This window comes from Actinoplanes sp. NPDC049802 (assembly GCF_040656595.1).
GTDB lineage: Bacteria > Actinomycetota > Actinomycetes > Mycobacteriales > Micromonosporaceae > Actinoplanes.
Map to the genome: position 1 here is coordinate 1 of NZ_JBFAMR010000064.1, position 17,900 is coordinate 17,900.

General features: G+C 70.0%; 14 protein-coding genes. 11 read left to right on the forward strand and 3 right to left on the reverse strand.

What is annotated here, in order from left to right; all coding sequences use genetic code 11:
- Nucleotides 1-106: 106 nt before the first annotated feature.
- Together AB0I88_RS31760 and AB0I88_RS31765 are read right to left on the reverse strand one after the other, a co-directional pair.
- Complete coding sequence (locus AB0I88_RS31760) at nucleotides 107-721, reverse strand: dihydrofolate reductase family protein (protein ID WP_361033004.1); 615 nt, start codon at nucleotides 719-721, stop codon at nucleotides 107-109.
- A gap of 380 nt (nucleotides 722-1,101) precedes the next feature.
- Nucleotides 1,102-3,138: a SpoIIE family protein phosphatase gene (locus AB0I88_RS31765; protein WP_361033007.1), complete on the reverse strand. Its 2,037-nt coding sequence runs from the start codon at nucleotides 3,136-3,138 to the stop codon at nucleotides 1,102-1,104.
- 170 nt (nucleotides 3,139-3,308) lie between these two features.
- On the opposite strand from AB0I88_RS31765, the gene AB0I88_RS31770 reads away from it, so the two are divergent.
- From AB0I88_RS31770 to AB0I88_RS31790, 5 genes are all read left to right on the forward strand, one after another.
- Nucleotides 3,309-7,700 carry a HAMP domain-containing protein gene (locus tag AB0I88_RS31770; RefSeq protein WP_361033010.1) on the forward strand — a complete coding sequence of 1,464 codons (4,392 nt, stop codon included), beginning with the start codon at nucleotides 3,309-3,311 and terminating at the stop codon, nucleotides 7,698-7,700.
- 123 nt (nucleotides 7,701-7,823) lie between these two features.
- Entirely contained in the window at nucleotides 7,824-8,372 is a 549-nt protein-coding gene (locus AB0I88_RS31775) for a response regulator (protein ID WP_361033013.1), read from the forward strand.
- A gap of 151 nt (nucleotides 8,373-8,523) precedes the next feature.
- Complete coding sequence (locus AB0I88_RS31780; RefSeq protein WP_361033016.1) at nucleotides 8,524-10,017, forward strand: pectate lyase; 1,494 nt, start codon at nucleotides 8,524-8,526, stop codon at nucleotides 10,015-10,017.
- Between the two features lie 59 nt (nucleotides 10,018-10,076).
- Nucleotides 10,077-10,589, forward strand: a complete 513-nt coding sequence (locus tag AB0I88_RS31785; protein WP_361033018.1) for a SigE family RNA polymerase sigma factor — start codon at nucleotides 10,077-10,079, stop codon at nucleotides 10,587-10,589.
- Nucleotides 10,586-11,377, forward strand: a complete 792-nt coding sequence (locus AB0I88_RS31790; RefSeq protein WP_361033021.1) for a hypothetical protein — start codon at nucleotides 10,586-10,588, stop codon at nucleotides 11,375-11,377. Before AB0I88_RS31785 ends, AB0I88_RS31790 begins: the two co-directional genes overlap by 4 nt.
- Before the next feature lie 82 nt (nucleotides 11,378-11,459).
- Here the strand turns inward: AB0I88_RS31790 and AB0I88_RS31795 are convergent, their stop codons facing one another.
- Nucleotides 11,460-11,786, reverse strand: coding sequence for an STAS domain-containing protein (locus AB0I88_RS31795; RefSeq protein WP_361033024.1), 327 nt, complete (start codon nucleotides 11,784-11,786; stop codon nucleotides 11,460-11,462).
- Nucleotides 11,787-11,911: 125 nt separating this feature from the next.
- On the opposite strand from AB0I88_RS31795, the gene hemL reads away from it, so the two are divergent.
- Genes hemL through ccsB form a run of 6 tightly spaced genes read left to right on the forward strand, consistent with a single transcriptional unit; the run spans nucleotide 11,912 to nucleotide 17,738 of the window.
- The gene (gene hemL, locus AB0I88_RS31800; RefSeq protein WP_361033027.1) at nucleotides 11,912-13,249 is read left to right on the forward strand and encodes a glutamate-1-semialdehyde 2,1-aminomutase; all 1,338 of its coding nucleotides are present in this window, start codon (nucleotides 11,912-11,914) and stop codon (nucleotides 13,247-13,249) included.
- A complete protein-coding gene (locus AB0I88_RS31805) occupies nucleotides 13,249-13,905 on the forward strand; it encodes a histidine phosphatase family protein (RefSeq protein ID WP_361033030.1) in 657 nt (218 codons plus the stop codon). The genes hemL and AB0I88_RS31805 overlap by 1 nt, the downstream gene beginning before the upstream one ends.
- Nucleotides 13,902-14,468, forward strand: coding sequence for a TlpA disulfide reductase family protein (locus AB0I88_RS31810; protein ID WP_361033122.1), 567 nt, complete (start codon nucleotides 13,902-13,904; stop codon nucleotides 14,466-14,468). The genes AB0I88_RS31805 and AB0I88_RS31810 overlap by 4 nt, the downstream gene beginning before the upstream one ends.
- A complete protein-coding gene (locus AB0I88_RS31815; RefSeq protein ID WP_361033033.1) occupies nucleotides 14,468-15,223 on the forward strand; it encodes a cytochrome c biogenesis protein CcdA in 756 nt (251 codons plus the stop codon). Before AB0I88_RS31810 ends, AB0I88_RS31815 begins: the two co-directional genes overlap by 1 nt.
- Nucleotides 15,220-16,812, forward strand: a complete 1,593-nt coding sequence (locus tag AB0I88_RS31820; protein ID WP_361033036.1) for a cytochrome c biogenesis protein ResB — start codon at nucleotides 15,220-15,222, stop codon at nucleotides 16,810-16,812. Before AB0I88_RS31815 ends, AB0I88_RS31820 begins: the two co-directional genes overlap by 4 nt.
- A complete protein-coding gene (gene ccsB / locus AB0I88_RS31825) occupies nucleotides 16,812-17,738 on the forward strand; it encodes a c-type cytochrome biogenesis protein CcsB (RefSeq protein ID WP_361033039.1) in 927 nt (308 codons plus the stop codon). Before AB0I88_RS31820 ends, ccsB begins: the two co-directional genes overlap by 1 nt.
- The last annotated feature ends 162 nt before the right edge of the window (nucleotides 17,739-17,900 follow it).

Consider the following 17,900-nt stretch of genomic DNA (forward strand, 5'->3'; position numbering starts at 1 on the left):
GCCTCAACGCGCGTTGAGGCAGCCCTGACAGCCGGCCGGAGAAGACACCCGGCCGGCCTGGCCCGGCCGGGTGTGGGTGTTCGGCGTGTGGTGGGCGCGGTTTCGGTCAGCGGAGCACGGGGATCCGGGTGACGACCTCGGAGGCCAGGTGACGGCCCAGGCGGGCCACGTCACCGACGGCGTAGGTGAGGTAGGCGAACTGCCCGATCTCCCGCACGTTGGTGAGGATCAGGTCGTCGACCAGGAGTTTGCGGCGCAGCACCGGGACACCGCCACCGAGGATGGCCGGGACGATGCCGAGGATGATCTCGTCGAGCAGACCCTCGGCGACGAACTGGCCCACCAGGTCACCGCCGCCGGCGAGCCAGACGTTCTTGCCCTGGGCGGCGACCAGCATGGCCTCGTGGACCCGGCGGACATCACCGCTGATCATGAAGACGTTGGCGTCCGGCACCGGCGGCAGGTCGCGGTGGGTGAAGACCCAGCACGGGACGTCGCCGTACATGTCGTGCCAGTTCTCCGGCTCCTCGAGCAGGTTGTCGTTCTCCAGCACCCACTCGTAGGTGGTCGCGCCCATGGCGAACGCGCCGACGCCCTCGAAGAACTCGCCGAACGGGTTCTCGGTGCCCTCGTCGACCTCGAAGAGCCAGTCCAGCGAGTTGTTCTCGTCGGCGATGTAGCCGTCGATGCTGGTGGCGGTGTAGTACTGCGTCTTCGCCATGACAAACACCATGCCATGCGCTCGCCGACAAACAGGGCAGATCGGCCAGGATGGGCGGCCGTGCACGAGAGACGCCGGGCTGCCGGACCCGTGACGGGGAGAGACGGGGCGGAAGCACGCCGGGGTGCCGGTGGCGGGTCGGGCGTTGCCGCACCCAGCCCGCCACCGTCACCGGCTCGGAGCGCGGCCGGACGCAGAATCCATGCCGCGGGGTCCCACACCGTACTCCAACGCGTGACGCCGCGGGATCGACTCTCACATCTCGGATATGCGCTGGTCGGCGTACATCAAAGGTGGGGTGGGCGAAACGGCTGAGCCGCTGGACCCGGTCAGGGTGAGGCGGGACGAGGCGATCCGGGGGCGCCCATGGGTACGGCGAATCAGGCGTCGTTGCGCAGGACCAGGATCGCGATGTCGTCGCGTGGTTCCTCGACCGAGAAGTTGATCGCCGTGGAACGCAGCCGGGCGGCCATCACGTCGGCGGGGTAACCGGCCAGCGGGGCGGCCGCCTCGCGCAGCCGGCCGGAGCCGAAGAGTTCCCGGCCGCGGCGCCGCTCGGTGACCCCGTCGGTGTAGAAGATGAGCGAGTCGCCGGACTCCAGCGTGATGGTCACGGCCGGCGAGGTGATCGTCTCCAGCAGGCCGAGCGCGGTCCCGCCCTCGCCGACGAAGGCGCTCCGGCCGTCCGAGCGGACCAGCACCGCCCGGTCGTGCCCGGCCAGGTGCAGGCAGACGGTGAGGTTGCCGCCCGGCTGCTGGGCGACCGAGGCCATCGCGAGTGTGCAGTACCGCCCACCGCCGCGCTGCACGAGCGTGCGGTTGACCCGGTGCAGGATCTCGGTGAGCATCTTGCCGTCGTCGACCAGGATCCGGATGACGTCACGGACCAGACCGGTCACGGTGGCCGCCTGGACTCCCTTGCCGGAGACGTCGCCGACCACGACCAGCCACTGGTCCTCGCCGAACGGGACCACGTCGTAGAAGTCGCCGCCCACCTCGGAGCCGGTCGGAACGTACTCCGCGGCGAAGCCGATGCCCTCCACCCGGGGCAGTGCCGGCGGCAGCAGCGAGGCCTGGAGGGTACGCGCGACCGTACGCCGTTCGTCGTGTATTCGCGCGTTGTCTATGGCCAGCGCGGCTCGCCGGGCCACGTCCTCCAGGACGGCGACCTCGTCGGCGTCGTGCCGGTGTTTCGGGTGCCGTCCGACGGCCAGGGTGCCGAGCCGGGCGCCGCGGGCCACCAGCGGCAGCGCGTATCCCTCCAGCGGCGAGCCGAACATCACCTGGGTGCCCAGCCGGGACGCCTCCTCCAGCCGGGCGAGCAGCGACTCCGGGCCGGTCTCGGCGAGTGTCGAATGCAGCTGGATCAGCGACGACTCGTCGGCGTGGGTGGCGGCGGCCAGTTGCAGCCGGCCCCACGCGTCGGTGGTGTGCACGGCGCACCACTGACCGAGCCGGGGGACCACGAGCTGGGGGATGAGGGCCATCGTCAGGTTGACGTCGAGGGACTGGGCGAGCAGTTCGCTGGCCTCGGCCAGGAAGGTGATCCAGGTCTGCCGGCGGATGTCGGCGCGGCGCAGCCGGTCGTTCTCCAGGTGCAGGGAGAACCGTTCGGCGACCATGGTGGACAGGGACAGCGCGTACCCCTCGGGGGCGGCGTCCAGTTCCAGCTCACCCGTGTACGGCCGCTGCACGGTCAGGGGGACCCGAATGGTGTCGGCGTTGTCCCGTGGGGCCCGGCCGTACCGCGCCAGGAGTTGGCGGCCCATCCCGTCGCCGCGGTCGAGGCGGACGACCCCGCCGGCCGCGCCGGTGAGCCGGGACAGCCGGGACAGCAGGTCGGCCGCGAGGTCGGCGAGCCCTTCGTCGGAGTGCCGGTCGGGGCCGCTGCGCAGCAGGCCGGTGAGCGCGCCGAGGCTGGGGGTCTCGGCCGCGCTGGGCAGGCGCACCCGGACGCCGGAGCCGTCCCGCTGGTCGAGCCGGAACCAGACGCCTTTGCCCTCGCCTTCGTGCACGGTGCCCCAGCGGCTGGCGAAGTGGTCGACCAGGAGCAGGCCGCGGCCTCGTTCGGCGACCTCGCCGATCTCCGCCGATTCGTTGCGCGGGCCGACGGCGAGTTGTTCGACCGGGCCGGGGGCGAAGTCGGTTACGGTCACGGTGAGGCCGCCGGGGTCGGCGGTCACCTCTATCTCCAACTCGGTGTTGGCGTGCACCACGGCGTTGGTGGACAGCTCGGTGGTCAGCAGCAGAGCCTCGTTGAGCAGGCCGACCAGACCGGTCTCCTCGAGCACCGAGCGGACCAGAGCGCGGGCCGCCGCGGGGGTCCGTCGATCGTTGGGCAGCCGGGCCCGTCGTACTAGCGCCTCGGACGGCGCACCGGTAGGGACGCTCGTCCTGGTTCCGACCTCGGCTGGCACCCATGCATCCTCTCCCGTGGACGGGTGTATGCACAAAGTCGTCTCTCGCATTGACCCGGTCGGGCGAGAGAGGATAGGTAACCCGGCGGCGAGGCCTGTCCAGGACGTGCGGTTGGGCTCGACTCAAGGTCGGTCCGGACAAGCCTCGGTAGACAGCGAGTGAGGACAGGATGACTGCGGCTAAAGAGGCCAGCGTCGGCGTGCCCGACGAGACCGTTCTGCTCGGTGAACTCGCCGATGCGCTGCGCCGTGTGCGGCGTGGCGACCTCAAGGTGCGGCTGCCCCGGCGGGGTGGCATGGCCGGGGCGGTGGCGGAGGCGTTCAACGAGGTGGTGTCGCTCCAGGAGCGGCAGAACCTGGACATGCGCCGGATCAGCCGGATCGTCGGCCGGGACGGCCGGCTCACCGAGCGTCTCGACGAGGAGGGTCTGGACGGCGCCTGGGCGGACAGCGTCCGTTCGGTGAACTCGCTGATCGACGACCTGGCCCGGCCGACCACCGAGATCTCCCGGGTCATCGTGGCGGTGGCCGAGGGCGATCTGTCCCAGCACATGGCTCTGGAGATGGACGGGCGGCCGTTGCGGGGCGAGTTCCTGCGGATCGGCCGGACGGTGAACACGATGGTGGATCAGCTGTCGTCGTTCGCCGACGAGGTGACCCGGGTGGCCCGCGAGGTGGGCACCGAGGGTGAGCTGGGCGGTCAGGCCGATGTGCGGGGCGTGGCCGGCACGTGGAAGGACCTCACCGACTCGGTGAACACGATGGCGTCCAACCTGACCCACCAGGTGCGGTCGATCTCCCAGGTGGCGACCGCGGTGGCCCGCGGCGACCTGTCGCAGAAGATCACCGTGTCGGCCCGGGGTGAAGTGGCCGAGCTGGCCGACACCATGAACGGGCTGACCGACACGCTGCGGCTGTTCGCCGAGCAGGTGACGAGGGTGGCCCGTGAGGTGGGCACCGAGGGCAAGCTGGGCGGTCAGGCCGACGTGCCGAACGTGGCGGGCACCTGGAAGGACCTCACCGACTCGGTGAACTCGATGGCCTCCAACCTGACGAGCCAGGTGCGCAACATCGCCCAGGTCTCGACGGCGGTGGCGAAGGGTGACCTGTCGCAGAAGATCACGGTGGCCGCGCAGGGCGAGATCCTGGAGCTCAAGGACACCGTGAACACGATGGTGGATCAGCTGTCGTCGTTCGCCGACGAGGTGACCCGGGTGGCCCGCGAGGTGGGCACCGAGGGCCGGCTCGGCGGCCAGGCGCAGGTGCGTGGCGTCTCCGGCACCTGGCGCGACCTCACCGAGAACGTGAACCAGCTGGCCGCCAACCTCACGGCCCAGGTCCGCAACATCTCCCAGGTCTCCACCGCCGTCGCGAAGGGTGACCTGTCGCAGAAGATCACGGTCGACGCGCGCGGCGAGATCCTGGAGCTGAAGAACACCGTGAACACGATGGTCGACCAGCTTTCCTCGTTCGCCGACGAGGTGACGCGGGTGGCGCGCGAGGTGGGTTCGGAGGGCAAGCTCGGCGGTCAGGCCCAGGTCAAAGGCATTTCCGGTACGTGGCGCGACCTCACCGACAACGTCAACTACATGGCGTCGAACCTGACGAGCCAGGTGCGCAACATCGCTTCGGTAACCACGGCGGTGGCGAAGGGTGACCTATCGCAGAAGATCACGGTCGACGCGCGCGGCGAGATCCTGGAGCTCAAGTCGACCGTGAACACGATGGTGGATCAGCTGTCGTCGTTCGCCGACGAGGTGACGCGTGTCGCCCGTGAGGTGGGTTCGGAGGGCAAGCTGGGTGGTCAGGCGCAGGTGCGGGGCGTGGCCGGCACGTGGCGGGACCTGACCGACAACGTCAACTCGATGGCGTCGAACCTGACGAGCCAGGTGCGCAACATCGCGTCGGTCACCACGGCGGTGGCGAAGGGTGACCTGTCGCAGAAGATCACGGTCGACGCGCAGGGCGAGATCCTGGAGCTGAAGAACACCGTGAACACGATGGTGGATCAGCTGTCGTCGTTCGCCGACGAGGTGACGCGTGTCGCCCGTGAGGTGGGTTCGGAGGGCAAGCTGGGTGGTCAGGCGCAGGTGCGGGGCGTGGCCGGCACGTGGCGGGACCTGACCGACAACGTCAACTACATGGCGTCGAACCTGACCAGCCAGGTCCGCAACATCGCCCAGGTCTCCACCGCGGTCGCCAACGGCGACCTGGGCCAGAAGATCACGGTCGACGCGCGCGGCGAGATCCTGGAGCTGAAGAACACCGTGAACACGATGGTGGATCAGCTGTCGTCGTTCGCCGACGAGGTGACGCGGGTGGCGCGCGAGGTGGGTTCGGAGGGCAAGCTCGGCGGTCAGGCCCAGGTCAAGGGCGTCTCCGGTACGTGGCGGGACCTCACCGACAACGTGAACCAGCTCGCCTCCACCCTGACCATCCAGCTGCGTGCCATCGCCGAGGTGTCCACCGCCGTGACCCGCGGTGACCTGACCCAGAGCGTGGCGGTCGAGGCACAGGGTGAGGTGGCGGAGCTCAAGGACAACATCAACATGATGATCGTGACGCTGCGCGACACCACGAAGACGAACGCGGAGCAGGGCTGGCTCGACTCGAACCTGGCCCGCATCGGTGGCCTGCTGCAGGGCCAGCGGGACGTCGGCGAGGTCTGCCGCATGATCATGACCGAGGTGACGCCGCTGGTGGACGCGCAGCTCGGCGCGTTCTTCCTGGTCGACAACGAGGAGGCGACGACCCGTCTGCGGCTGGCCGCGGCGTACGGCTACGTCGCCCGCGACCACGAGGTCATCTTCGGTCCGGGTGAGGGACTCGTCGGCCAGGCCGCGGTGTCGCGCCGCACGATCCGGGTCCGGGCCACCCACGACGGCATACTGACGATGCGTTCCGGGCTGCTGTCCATGCCGCCGAGCGACCTGGTGGTGCTGCCGGTCCTGTTCGAGGGCGAGATGCTCGGCGTGATCGAGTTCGCGTCGGTGGCCGCCTTCAACGGGCTGCACCTGACGTTCCTGGAGCGGCTGGTCGCCACGATTGGGGTCGCTCTCAACACCATTCAGGCCAACCGGCGTACGGAGGAGCTGCTCGCCCAGTCGCAGCGGCTCGCCCGGGAGATGCAGGACCAGTCGGCCGAGCTCCAGCGCACCAATGCCGAGCTGGAGGACAAGGCGAAACTGCTCAGCGAGCAGAAGGCCAACATCGAGCTGAAGAACCGGGAGATCGAGCTGGCCCGGCTCGGCCTGGAGGAGAAGGCGCAGCAGCTGTCCCGGGCGAACACGTACAAGTCGGAGTTCCTGGCGAACATGAGCCACGAGCTGCGTACGCCTCTGAATTCACTGCTGCTGCTGGCCCGGCTGCTCGCCGACAACACCGAGCAGAACCTGACCGGCAAGCAGATCGAGTTCGCCAAGACGATCCACAGTGCCGGCTCCGATCTGCTGTCGCTGATCGACGACATCCTGGACCTGTCGAAGATCGAGGCCGGCCGGATGGACGTGGAGCCGGACGTGGTCGACTTCGACGGCATCCGCAGCTACGTCGAGCAGGCCTTCTCTCCGCAGGCGGAGGACAAGGGCCTGGAGTTCCGGGTCGCGGTGGCGCCCGAGCTGCCCGAGTCGATCGTCACCGACCCGCAGCGGCTTCAGCAGATTCTGCGCAACCTGCTGTCGAACGCGGTGAAGTTCACCGACAACGGCTCGGTCACGTTGAACATCTTCCCGGCGGTGCTGGACGCCGACGTCGAGGCGCCGGCGTCGCTGCACGCGGCCCGTCAGGTGGTGGCGTTCGCGGTGACCGACACCGGCATCGGCATCTCGGACGAGAAGCTGGCGATCATCTTCGAGCCGTTCCAGCAGGCCGACGGCACCACCACCCGCAAGTACGGCGGCACCGGGCTGGGTCTGTCGATCAGCCGGGAGTTCGCGGCGCTGCTCGGCGGGACCATCACGGTGGCCTCGGAGCCCGGCGCGGGGTCCACGTTCACCCTCTACATGCCCGAGGCCCTGGTGCCGGACGTCATCCCGATGCCGGTGCTGCCGCCGGTTCCGGCCAAGGCGGTCTCGGTGCGCCCGGCCGCGTCGCTCGACATGCCGCTGATGGAGATGCCGCCGCGGGTCGAGGAGAAACCGGTGATGACTCCGGCCGGGCGGAAACTCGAAGGCGTCACCGTGCTGATCATCGACGACGACGTGCGCAACGTCTTCGCCCTGACCAGCGCCTTGGAGATGCAGGGCCTGCACGTCCTGTACTCGGACAACGGGGTGGACGGCGTGCGGATCCTGGCGGAGCATCCCGAGGTGGACATCGTGCTGATGGACGCCATGATGCCGGATCAGGACGGCTACGAGACGACCCGGGGAATTCGGCGTAATCAGCGTTTCCGGGACCTACCGGTAGTCTTCCTGACGGCGAAGGCGATGCCGGGGGACCGGGAGTCGGCCATCGCCGCCGGCGCGAGTGACTACATCACCAAGCCGGTCGACCTGGACGAACTGATCGAACTGATGGCTCGCTGGGTAAGTCATGGAAGGACCGAGCCGGAGCACAGCTGAGACTGGACCTTTTCAACATGGCGAGAGTGACGGCACCGGCGCCGGCTCACCGCCACGACGGCTTCCGCCCGAAGCCGGGTTGAAAGGGTTCACCGCACGACCTTTGGGGTGAGGTGATCAGGCGTGGGTGAGCGCGCCAAGGCGCTGCTGGTCGACGATCGGCGCGACAACCTGCTGGCTTTGGAGGCGATCCTGCAAGGCCTGCCTGTCACGGCGGTGGCCGTGGAGAGCGGGGAGGCCGCGCTCAAGCAACTGCTCACCGACGACTTCGCGGTGATCCTGCTGGACGCGCACATGCCGAACATGGACGGGTTCGAGACGGCCAGCCACATCAAGCGCCGCGAGCGGACCCGTCATGTGCCGATCCTGTTCCTGACCGCCGCCGACCGGGATGCCCAGCTGGCTCTCCGGGGATACGCGGTGGGGGCCGTCGACTACCTCACCAAGCCGTTCGACCCGTGGGTGCTTCGCGCCAAGGTCTCCATCTTCGTCGAGTTGTGGATGAAGAATCAGCAGCTCAGGTCGCAGGCCGAGGCGTCCAAGGAGCGTGAGGCCCAGTGGCACCGCCTGACCGCGACGGTCGACGAGGCCGCCCGGGTGCTGCGTTCCGGCGGGGAGAAGGCCGCCGCCGAGGCGCTCGACCTGCTGGAGAAGGCCCGTTGGGGAGACTGATCCCCGGCCGGATGTGACCTGAGTCACTACGGACAACCTTGCCGGGCAGCCGCGCCACTACCGGGGCGTGATCGCTTTGATCATGTGCGACGTCCACCGTTCCTGACGGTGGCCTCATCCCCCCATGAGTAGGAGCAACATGCGGCACGCAATGCCTAGCGCGACCCCGAGCCGGCGGCGCCGTCGTCTGGTCGTGGGTCTCGGCGCGGCCGGCGCGGCCGGCGCCGTCACCGCGCTGGTCGCCATCCTCGTTCCCTCCGCCTCGGCCGGCACCCTGTTCAACGACGACTTCGAGAGCGGCGCGGGCAACTGGTCGAAGTCGGGCGGCACCTGGTCCGTGGTCTCCGACGGGTCCAAGGTCTACAAGCAGGCCAAGACCGACAGCGAGCTCGCCCGGGTCTTCGCCGGTGAGACCTCCTGGACCAACTACTCGGTCGAGGCCAAGGTCAAGGGCCTCGACCTGAGCAAGGGCCTGGCCGGTGTGGCCGCCCGGGCCAGCGGCTCCTCCACCATGTACCGGCTCGCGCTGACCTCGGCCGGCAAGGCCGAGCTCCAGTCGGTCAAGGGCAGCACGATCACCAGCCTCGGCTCGGCCGCCGTGAACAACCCGGCCACCTGGCACACCCTCAAGGTGGACGTCGCCGGCACCACCGTCACCGGTTACGTGGACGGCGTGAAGGTCGCCTCCGGCGCGGGTTCGCTCGCCGGCACCGGCCGGATCGGCCTCGTCACCAGCTACGCGTCGGCCGAGTTCGACGACGTCTCGGTGGCCGCGCTCGGCGCCGGCTCGACCTCGTCGGCCACCGCCTCGCCGACCGCGACGGCGACGAAGACCGCGACCGCGACGCCGACCGCCACCGCGACCAAGACGGCGACCGCCTCGCCGACCGCGACGGCGACCAAGACCGCCACCGCCTCACCGACCGCGACCGCCACCGCGACGCCGACCGCCACCAGCTCCTCCGCTGCCTGGCCCAAGGCCACCAGCGAGAAGCCGGTCACCGCCACCATCCCCGTCTCCGGCACGCTCGACGGTGGCAACGCCCGCTACTTCGGCAGCGGCGCCCTGGGCGGTGACGGCCAGGACGAGGGCCAGGACCCGCTGTTCAAGCTCGCCGACGGCGCGGTGCTCAAGAACGTCATCCTCGGCGCTCCGGCCGCCGACGGCATCCACTGCTCCGGCTCCTGCACGCTGATCAACGTGTGGTGGGAGAACGTCGGTGAGGACGCGGCCACCTTCAAGGGCGGCACGTCGGCCACCTACACCATCGACGGTGGCGGCGCCAAGGGCGCGGACGACAAGGTCTTCCAGCACAACGGCGGCGGCACGCTGACCATCAAGAACTTCCAGGTCGAGGACTTCGGCAAGCTCTACCGCTCGTGCGGCAACTGCTCGACCCAGCACAAGCGCGCGGTCGTCGTGCAGAACGTGGTCGCCACCGCCCCGGCCGGCAGCCTGGTCGGCATCAACGCGAACTACGGCGACACCGCCAGGATCTCCGGCGTCACCGTGGTCGGCAAGAAGAGCCTGGACATCTGCGTCAAGTTCACCGGCAACAACTCCGGCAAGGAGCCGACCAAGATCGGCACCGGCCCGGACGGCGTGAACTGCATCTACAACGCGTCCGACATCACCTTCAAGTGATCGTCCGTGGCCGCCGGAAACCTTCACCCGGCGGCCACGGCCCGGAACGAGGGGTGCCGATGCGCGACGCCGCCTTCCACGCGTACTTCGAACGGCACCACGACTCGATGTCACGCCTGGCCTATCTGATGACCGGTGAGCCCGACGTCGCCGACGACCTGGCGGCCGACGCGCTCACCGAGGTGTGGCGCCACTGGGACCGGGTCGAGGCGGCCGACGACCCGGTGGCGTACGGCCACGGCATCCTGATGAATCTGGCCCGCAACTGGGTCCGGAGGAAGAGCCGGGAACGGCTGCTCACCCTGGAACCGCTCCGGCGGGCCCTGGACCCGGACGTGCCCGCCGTCATGGACGTGCGGCGGGCGCTGAGCCGGCTGCCACACCGGCGGCGGGCCTGCGTGGTCCTCCGCTACGCCTTCGACCTCTCCGAGAAGGAGGTCGCCACAGCACTGGGAATCTCGGTGGGCGCGGTCAAGAGCGCGACGTCGCGCGGCGCCCGGCAACTCGCGGAACTTCTCGGCGGCAGCAGTGTCGCCCTGGCACGAATCGACGGTTGGGAGGCGGCGCGATGACGCTCATCGAATCAGAGCTGCGCGCGGCACTGCGCGCCGAGGCGGTGGCGCACCGGCCGGACCGCGAGGCGATGCTCGACCGGATCACCCAGACCGCCATGCGCAACCAGGTCGCGAAACGCCGGCCCGGCTCGCGAGTGAGGATCACCGGAGCGGCCGCGGCGGTCGCCGCGGTGCTCGGCGGGGGCGGCTTCGCGCAGTGGGCGGTCGCCGGCGACAGCGAACCGGTCCCCGGCCCCACCCCGTCGGTGACGGTCACCGCCGAGCCGGTGCCCAGCAGCCCGGCCCCCTCCAGCCCGGACGATCCGACCGGTACGCCGAGCGCCTCCCCCAGCCGGACCCCGAAGTCCAGGCCGCCCAGCCGCCCGGCGAGCCCGTCGGCCACGTCCAGCGGCGTGACCCCGGCGAAGAGTTCCCTCTGGGCGGACGGCTCGGTCGTCCCCGACGGCAGCTCCCAGGCCGGCAGCGTCGTCACGGTGACGACCAGCGAGCGGCTCACCGCGCTGGAGGTGACGATCCGGATCGCGAAGACCGATGGGTTCGCCGCCCGCGGTGGCAGCCAGCAGGTGCCCGGTGCGAGCGTGACGAGCACCGTCACCGAGGAGTCCGGGATGGTGGTCTACCGTTTCGTGCTCTCCTCGGGCGACACCGTGGCGCCCGGGACCTACACGTTCTCCGCGCGGTACACCCACGCGACCGGCGGGCGGGACGCGAACGGGGACTCCTACGCCGTGACGGCGACCACCGGGGCGGACGTGGTGGTGAACGCCGGCGGCGACTTCCGCTGAGGTTGTCCACAGCGTTATCCACAGGCACCGGCCGGCTGTGAGGCTGACTCAGCGACGCTGAAACAGCCTCACAGCCGGCCGGTCAACTGCTGCTGTTGATCATCAGGGCGGATCGCAGCCCGGTGATGTCGAGCACACGCATCAGGAAGTCGCCGACATTCGCCAGCGCCAGCACGACCTGCGCGTGCTGGGCCTTGCGGCTGAGCACCACCAGCGTGCCGAGACCCTGGGAGTCACAGAACGTGACACCCGCCATGTCCAGCACGATCCGGGCCGGCGGCTCGACCAGCACTTCGTTGACGACGGTGGACAGCTCGGTCACGGTGAGCACGTCAATCTCCCCGGCGAGCTGGATGACGACCTCGTCCGGGGTGCGCTGAACCGCGATGGACAGCTCGGGACGCTCCACGCGAGTCAGCCTATCCTCTTCGGGGTGTATCGGCCCGTCTGGCGCGATCAGACCGTGCGCTTACGGGACATCATCCGGTGACGTGAACAACCCTCTCGCAATACTCGTTACATGCCGCTGACAGAATGGGGACCGTTGTGACCACGACATATCCCGCCGCGGATCTTCCGTACCCGGAGGATGCCCCGGTCTCCCAAGCCCTGTTCGACCGCGCCCAGGCCATCGTGCCGGGTGGGGTGAATTCACCTGTGCGGGCGTTCCGTGCGGTCGGCGGCACACCTCGGTTCATGGCCTCGGGCAGCGGCCCGTGGCTCACCGACGTCGACGGGCGCCGCTACGTCGATCTCGTCTGCTCCTGGGGCCCGCTCATCCACGGGCACGCGCACCCCGAGATCATCGAGGCCGTGCAACGTGCCGCGGCGCTCGGCACCAGCTTCGGCACACCCACCGCCGGCGAGGTCGACCTCGCCGAGGAGATCGTCCGGCGTACCTCGATCGACGAGGTGCGCCTGGTCAACTCGGGCACCGAGGCGACGATGACCGCGATCCGGCTGGCGCGCGGCTACACCGGCCGGTCGAAGATCGTGAAGTTCGCCGGCTGCTACCACGGCCACGTGGACGCGCTGCTCGCCGCGGCCGGCTCCGGTGTGGCCACTCTCGGTCTCCCGGATTCGCCCGGCGTCACCGGGGCCGCGGCCGGCGAGACGATCGTGCTGCCGTACAACGACGTCGCCGCGGTCGAGGCGGCCTTCGCGGCGGACGGCGCCGAGATCGCCGCGATCATCACCGAGGCGGCACCCGGCAACATGGGCGTGGTCACCCCGCGCGACGACTTCAACGGCAGACTCGCCGAGATCGCCCACCGGCACGGCGCCCTGCTGATCCTCGACGAGGTGATGACCGGCTTCCGGGTCTCCGCGGGCGGCTGGGCCGGGCTGCACCCGGTCGACGCCGACCTGTTCACCTTCGGCAAGGTGATGGGCGGCGGCCTGCCCGCCGCGGCGTTCGGCGGACGCCGGGACATCATGTCGCGGCTCGCCCCGGCCGGCCCCGTCTACCAGGCCGGCACCCTCTCCGGCAACCCGCTGGCCTGCGCCGCCGGCCTGGCGTCGCTGCGGCTCGCCGACGCGGCCGTCTACAAGCGGCTGGACGAGCTGGCCGGCACGATCGGCTCGCTCTGCTCGGACGCGCTGAGCGCCGCGGGTGTCGCGCACCGCCTCTCGTACGCCGGAAACATGTTCTCGATCTTCTTCAGCGACGCCGAGGTGATCGACTACGACTCCGCGAGGACCCAGGACGCGGCCGCTTTCAAGGCGTTCTTCCACACCATGCTGGCCCGTGGCGTCTACCTGCCGCCGAGCGCCTTCGAGTCGTGGTTCGTGTCGACAGCCATCGACGACACGGCACTGGAAACGATCGCCGCGGCGGCGCCGCACGCGGCCCGAGCGGCAGCGGGAGCCTGATGTCCGAGCCGACCAAGACCACGGTGCACGTGCTGCGGCACGGCGAGGTCTACAACCCCACCAAGATCCTGTACGGTCGCCTGCCCGACTTCCACCTCTCCGAACTGGGCCACCAGATGGCGAAGGCGGCCGCCGAGGTGCTGTCCGGCCGGGACATCACGCACGTGGTCGCCAGCCCGCTGGAGCGTGCACAGGAGACCGCGGCCCCGTTCGCCGCCGAGTTCAAGATGGACATCACCACCGACGTGCGGCTGATCGAGAGCGCGAACTACTTCGAGGGCAAGAAGGTGTCGGTCGGTGACGGCGCGTTCAGCAACCCCCGGCACTGGTGGGTGCTGCGCGACCCGATCACCCCGTCCTGGGGCGAGGCGTACCTGGTGATCGCACAGCGGATGTTCGCGGCGGTGCAGGCGGCCCGGGTCGCGGCCGAGGGCCACGAGGCGGTCTGCGTCTCGCACCAGCTGCCCATCTGGACGCTCCGGCGCTACGTGGAGGGCAAGCGTCTCTGGCACGATCCGAGACGCCGGGAATGCGGTCTCGCCAGTCTGACCTCGTTCCGGTTCGAAGGGTCCAAGGTGGTCGGCATCGACTACTCGGAGCCCGCCGCCCACCTGGTCGCCATGTCCGCGACGGCCAAGACAGCCAAGGGAGCCTGAGAGTGCGCCGCCTCGCCGCCGTCGTCCTCACCGCGGTCACCGCCGCCGGAGCCCTGAGCGGCTGCGGCGGTGAGGAGAACTGGGCGAAGAAGTGCTCCACCACGAACCTGGTGGTGGAGTGCGCCGCGGCGGAGCGGCCACTGGTCTCCGGCGTCACCGGCGAACTGCTCGACGGTGCCGCCTACGAGCTGGAAGCCGACCGCGGCAAGGTCGTCGTGGTCAACTTCTGGGGCTCGTGGTGCGCGCCGTGCCGGGCCGAGGCGGACGACCTGGAGAAGACCTACCAGGCGACCAAGGACAAGAACGTGACGTTCGTCGGCGTCAACACCCGCGACGACCGGGACGCGGCGAAGGCGTTCGAGCGCGGCTACCAGATCACCTACGGCAGCGTGTACGACTTCGAGGGCCGGGTCGGGCTGAAGTTCGACGTGACCCAGAGCGCGGTGCCGAGCACCCTGATCCTGGACCGGCAGGGCCGGATCGCGGCCGCCATCCGCCGCTCGACCACCAGCGGTGAACTGCAGCCGCTGGTCGAGCGGATCGCGGCCGAGGTGGTCGGCTGATGGGCGAGGTGTTCCAAGGCGCGGTCATGGACGGGCCGCTGCTGCTCGCGATCGGCGCGGCGCTCATCGCCGGCCTGGTCAGCATCCTCTCGCCGTGCGTGTTGCCGCTGCTGCCAGGCTACCTCTCGTACGTCACCGGGTTGGCCGGTTCCGATCTGGAGGCGACCACCGGCCGGGTGAAGGGCCGCATCCTGGCCGGCACCGGGCTCTTCGTCCTCGGCTTCTCGATCGTCTTCACGCTCGGCACGCTCGCCACGACCGCCAGCCTCACGATGATCACCCACCGGGACGCGCTCAACCTCGTCCTCGGGATCCTGGTGATCGTGCTGGGCCTGGGCTACCTCGGCGTGATCCCGGGGTTCCAGCGTGAGGCCCGGATCAGCCGGCTGCCGGCCGCCGGGCTGCTCGGCGCCCCGGTCTTCGGCGCGATCTTCGCCCTCTCCTGGATCCCGTGCGTCGGCCCGACCCTGGGCGGCGTGATGGCCCTGGCCACCACGACCGGGCAGGCCGACCGCGCCGTGTTGCTGGCGGTGACCTTCTCCCTCGGGCTCGGCCTGCCGTTCATCCTGTTCGGGCTCTTCTTCCGGCGGCTGCTCGGTGTGTTCAAAGCGGTCCGCCGCAACAGCCGCTGGGTCACCCGGATCGGCGGGGTGCTGCTCATCCTGGTCGGGGTGGCGCTGGTCTCCGGCCAGTGGGAGTACTTCCTCACCTGGCTGATGACCAGCGTCAACGTCGGCGAGGGGACGCTGCTGTGACCGTCGTCGACGACCGGCCCGCCACCGCGGACTCGCCGCCGCCGCGCCGGGTCAACCCGCTGTTGGCGCTGCTGCGCAACTCCTGGCGGCAGCTCACCAGCATGCGTACGGCGCTGATCCTGCTCTTCCTGCTCGCGGTGGCCGCGGTGCCCGGCTCGATCTTCCCGCAGCGGTCGGTGAACCGGGAGAACGTCGCCGAGTACTTCGAGGCCCATCCGAAGCTGGCACCGGCCATCGACCGGTTCTTCGCCTTCGACGTCTACGCGTCACCCTGGTTCGCGGCGATCTACCTGCTGCTCTTCACCTCGCTCATCGGGTGTGTGCTGCCCCGGTTGCGTGACCACGTCCGGGCGCTGCGGACCGTACCCCCGGATGCTCCGAAGCGGCTGGACCGCCTGCCGCAACATGCCCCCGCGGAGCGGCACCCGGAGGAGCCCGCGGCCGTGGCCGCGGAGATCGCGAAGCACCTGCGCCGGCGCCGGTTCCGCACCCGGCTGCGCGAGACGCCGGAAGGCTGGACGGTCGCGGCCGAGAAGGGCTATCTGAAAGAGACCGGCAACCTGCTCTTCCACACCGCCATGCTCGCGGTGCTGGTCGGCGTGGGCTTCGGGCACTGGTACGGCTGGCACGGCAACCGCCTCCTCGTGGAAGGCGCTGACCAGGGATTCTGCAACGCCGTCACGCAGCACGACGAGTCGGTCCTGGGACCCCGTGTCGACGCCGCCGACCTGCCCGACTTCTGCGTGCGGATGACCGGTTTCGAGTCCACCTTCCAGCCCTCCGGCATCCCGAAGTCGTTCGAGGCCACCGTCGAGGTGAGCGAGAACGGCGGCGACTACCGCCCGGACCGGTTCACCGTCAACGACCCGCTGCGGCTGGACGGGGCCAACATCAACCTGATCGGCCAGGGGTACGCGCCGGTGCTGCGCTACACCGACCGGTACGGCGTATCGCAGACCAAGATCGTCCCGTTCCTGCCCACCGACGCGATGATGACCAGCGAGGGCGTGGCCCAGTTCCCGGACGTCAACCTGGACCCGGCCACCGGCAAGCGCGACCCGAAGCTGCAGATGGGCTTCGAAGGCGTCTTCCTGCCGACCGGCGGCACCGACGGCAGCGCGACCTCGCGGTTCCCGGCCGAGGACAATCCGGTCCTCTACATCGCCGCCTACCGCGGTGACCTCGGCCTCGACGTCGGCACGCCCAGCTCGGTCTACTCGCTGAACCGGGAGCAGATCGCCGACGGGGACCTCAAGAAGATCAGCGGCGAGCGGCCGTACGTGGTGCGCCCCGGCGAGAAGTGGACCCTGGACGACGGCTCCACACTGGAGTTCGCCGGAACCCGCCGGTTCGCCACGATCTCGATCCGGCACGACCCGACCCAGTTCCTGATGCTGATCGGGGCGGTGCTGGGGCTCGCCGGGCTGATGCTCTCACTGTTCGTGCACCGCCGTAGGGTCTGGTTCCGGGTGGTCCCCGCCGCGAGCGGCAGCACGATCGAAGCCGGCGGCCTCCCGCGTACCGAATACCCAGGTTTCGGCGACGAGTTCGCGGCGCTCACCCGGCACATCAAGGAAGGGATGCCCTGATGGCGGAGCTGTCCAATCAACTCATGGCGCTGACCGTGCTGGCCTATCTGGCCGCGATGGTCTGCTACGCCGGAGAGTACGCGTTCGGCAAACGCAGCCACATCGGCAAGGCGGCCCTCGTGGGGGCCGGGGCGCCGGTGCCGGAGCATGCGCCGGAGCGGGACCGGGGCGAACTCGTCGGCCGGATCGCGGTGGCGCTCAACCTGATCGCCCTCACCCTGCACCTGGCCACCACGGTCACCCGGGGCATCGCCGCGGACCGCATGCCGTGGGGCAACATGTACGAGTACATCCTGTCCACCGCCCTGATCGGCTCCGCGGTGTGGGCCGGTGTGCTGCTGCGCAAGCCGGCCGTCCGGCACCTGGGCCTGTTCGCCTCGCTGACGCTGGTGGTGCTGCTCGGCGCGGCCGCGCTGGTCGCCTACACCCCGGTCGGCCCGCTGGTCCCGGCGCTGAACTCGTACTGGTACGTCTTCCACGTCTCCACGATCATCGTCTCGTCCGGCATCTTCCTGGTCGGCGTGGTGCCGGCCGCGATGTTCCTGATCAAGAACGGGTGGGACGCCGGAAAGCGCAGCTTCCCCTACACGCTCGGCAAGCGGGTCGGCGACGCCGGCGCCCTGGAGCGGCTCACCTTCCGCCTGCACGCCTTCGCCTTCCCGCTGTTCACGTTCGGCGCGCTGATCGCCGGGCCGCTGTGGGCGGAGGCCTCCTGGGGCCGCTACTGGGGCTGGGACCCCAAGGAGGTGTGGGCGTTCATCTCGTGGATCGTCTACGCCGCCTACCTGCACGCCCGGGCCACCCCCAGCGTCAAGCGGACCACCGCGACCTGGATCGCCATCGCCGGCTTCGTGACGATGCTGATGAACCTGTTCGGCGTGAACCTGTTCTTCGAGGGCCTGCACTCCTACGCCGACGCCGGCTGACCTGACCTGACCGGGCGGCTAGCGCCGCACGGTCCGACCCGGGCGGCTGGCGCCGCACGGGTCCTGTGGGCGCGCTCAGAGCCTGACCGGGCGGCTGGCGCCGCACGGTCCGACCCGGGCGGCTGGCGCCGCACGGGTCCTGTGGGCGCGCTCAGAGCCTGA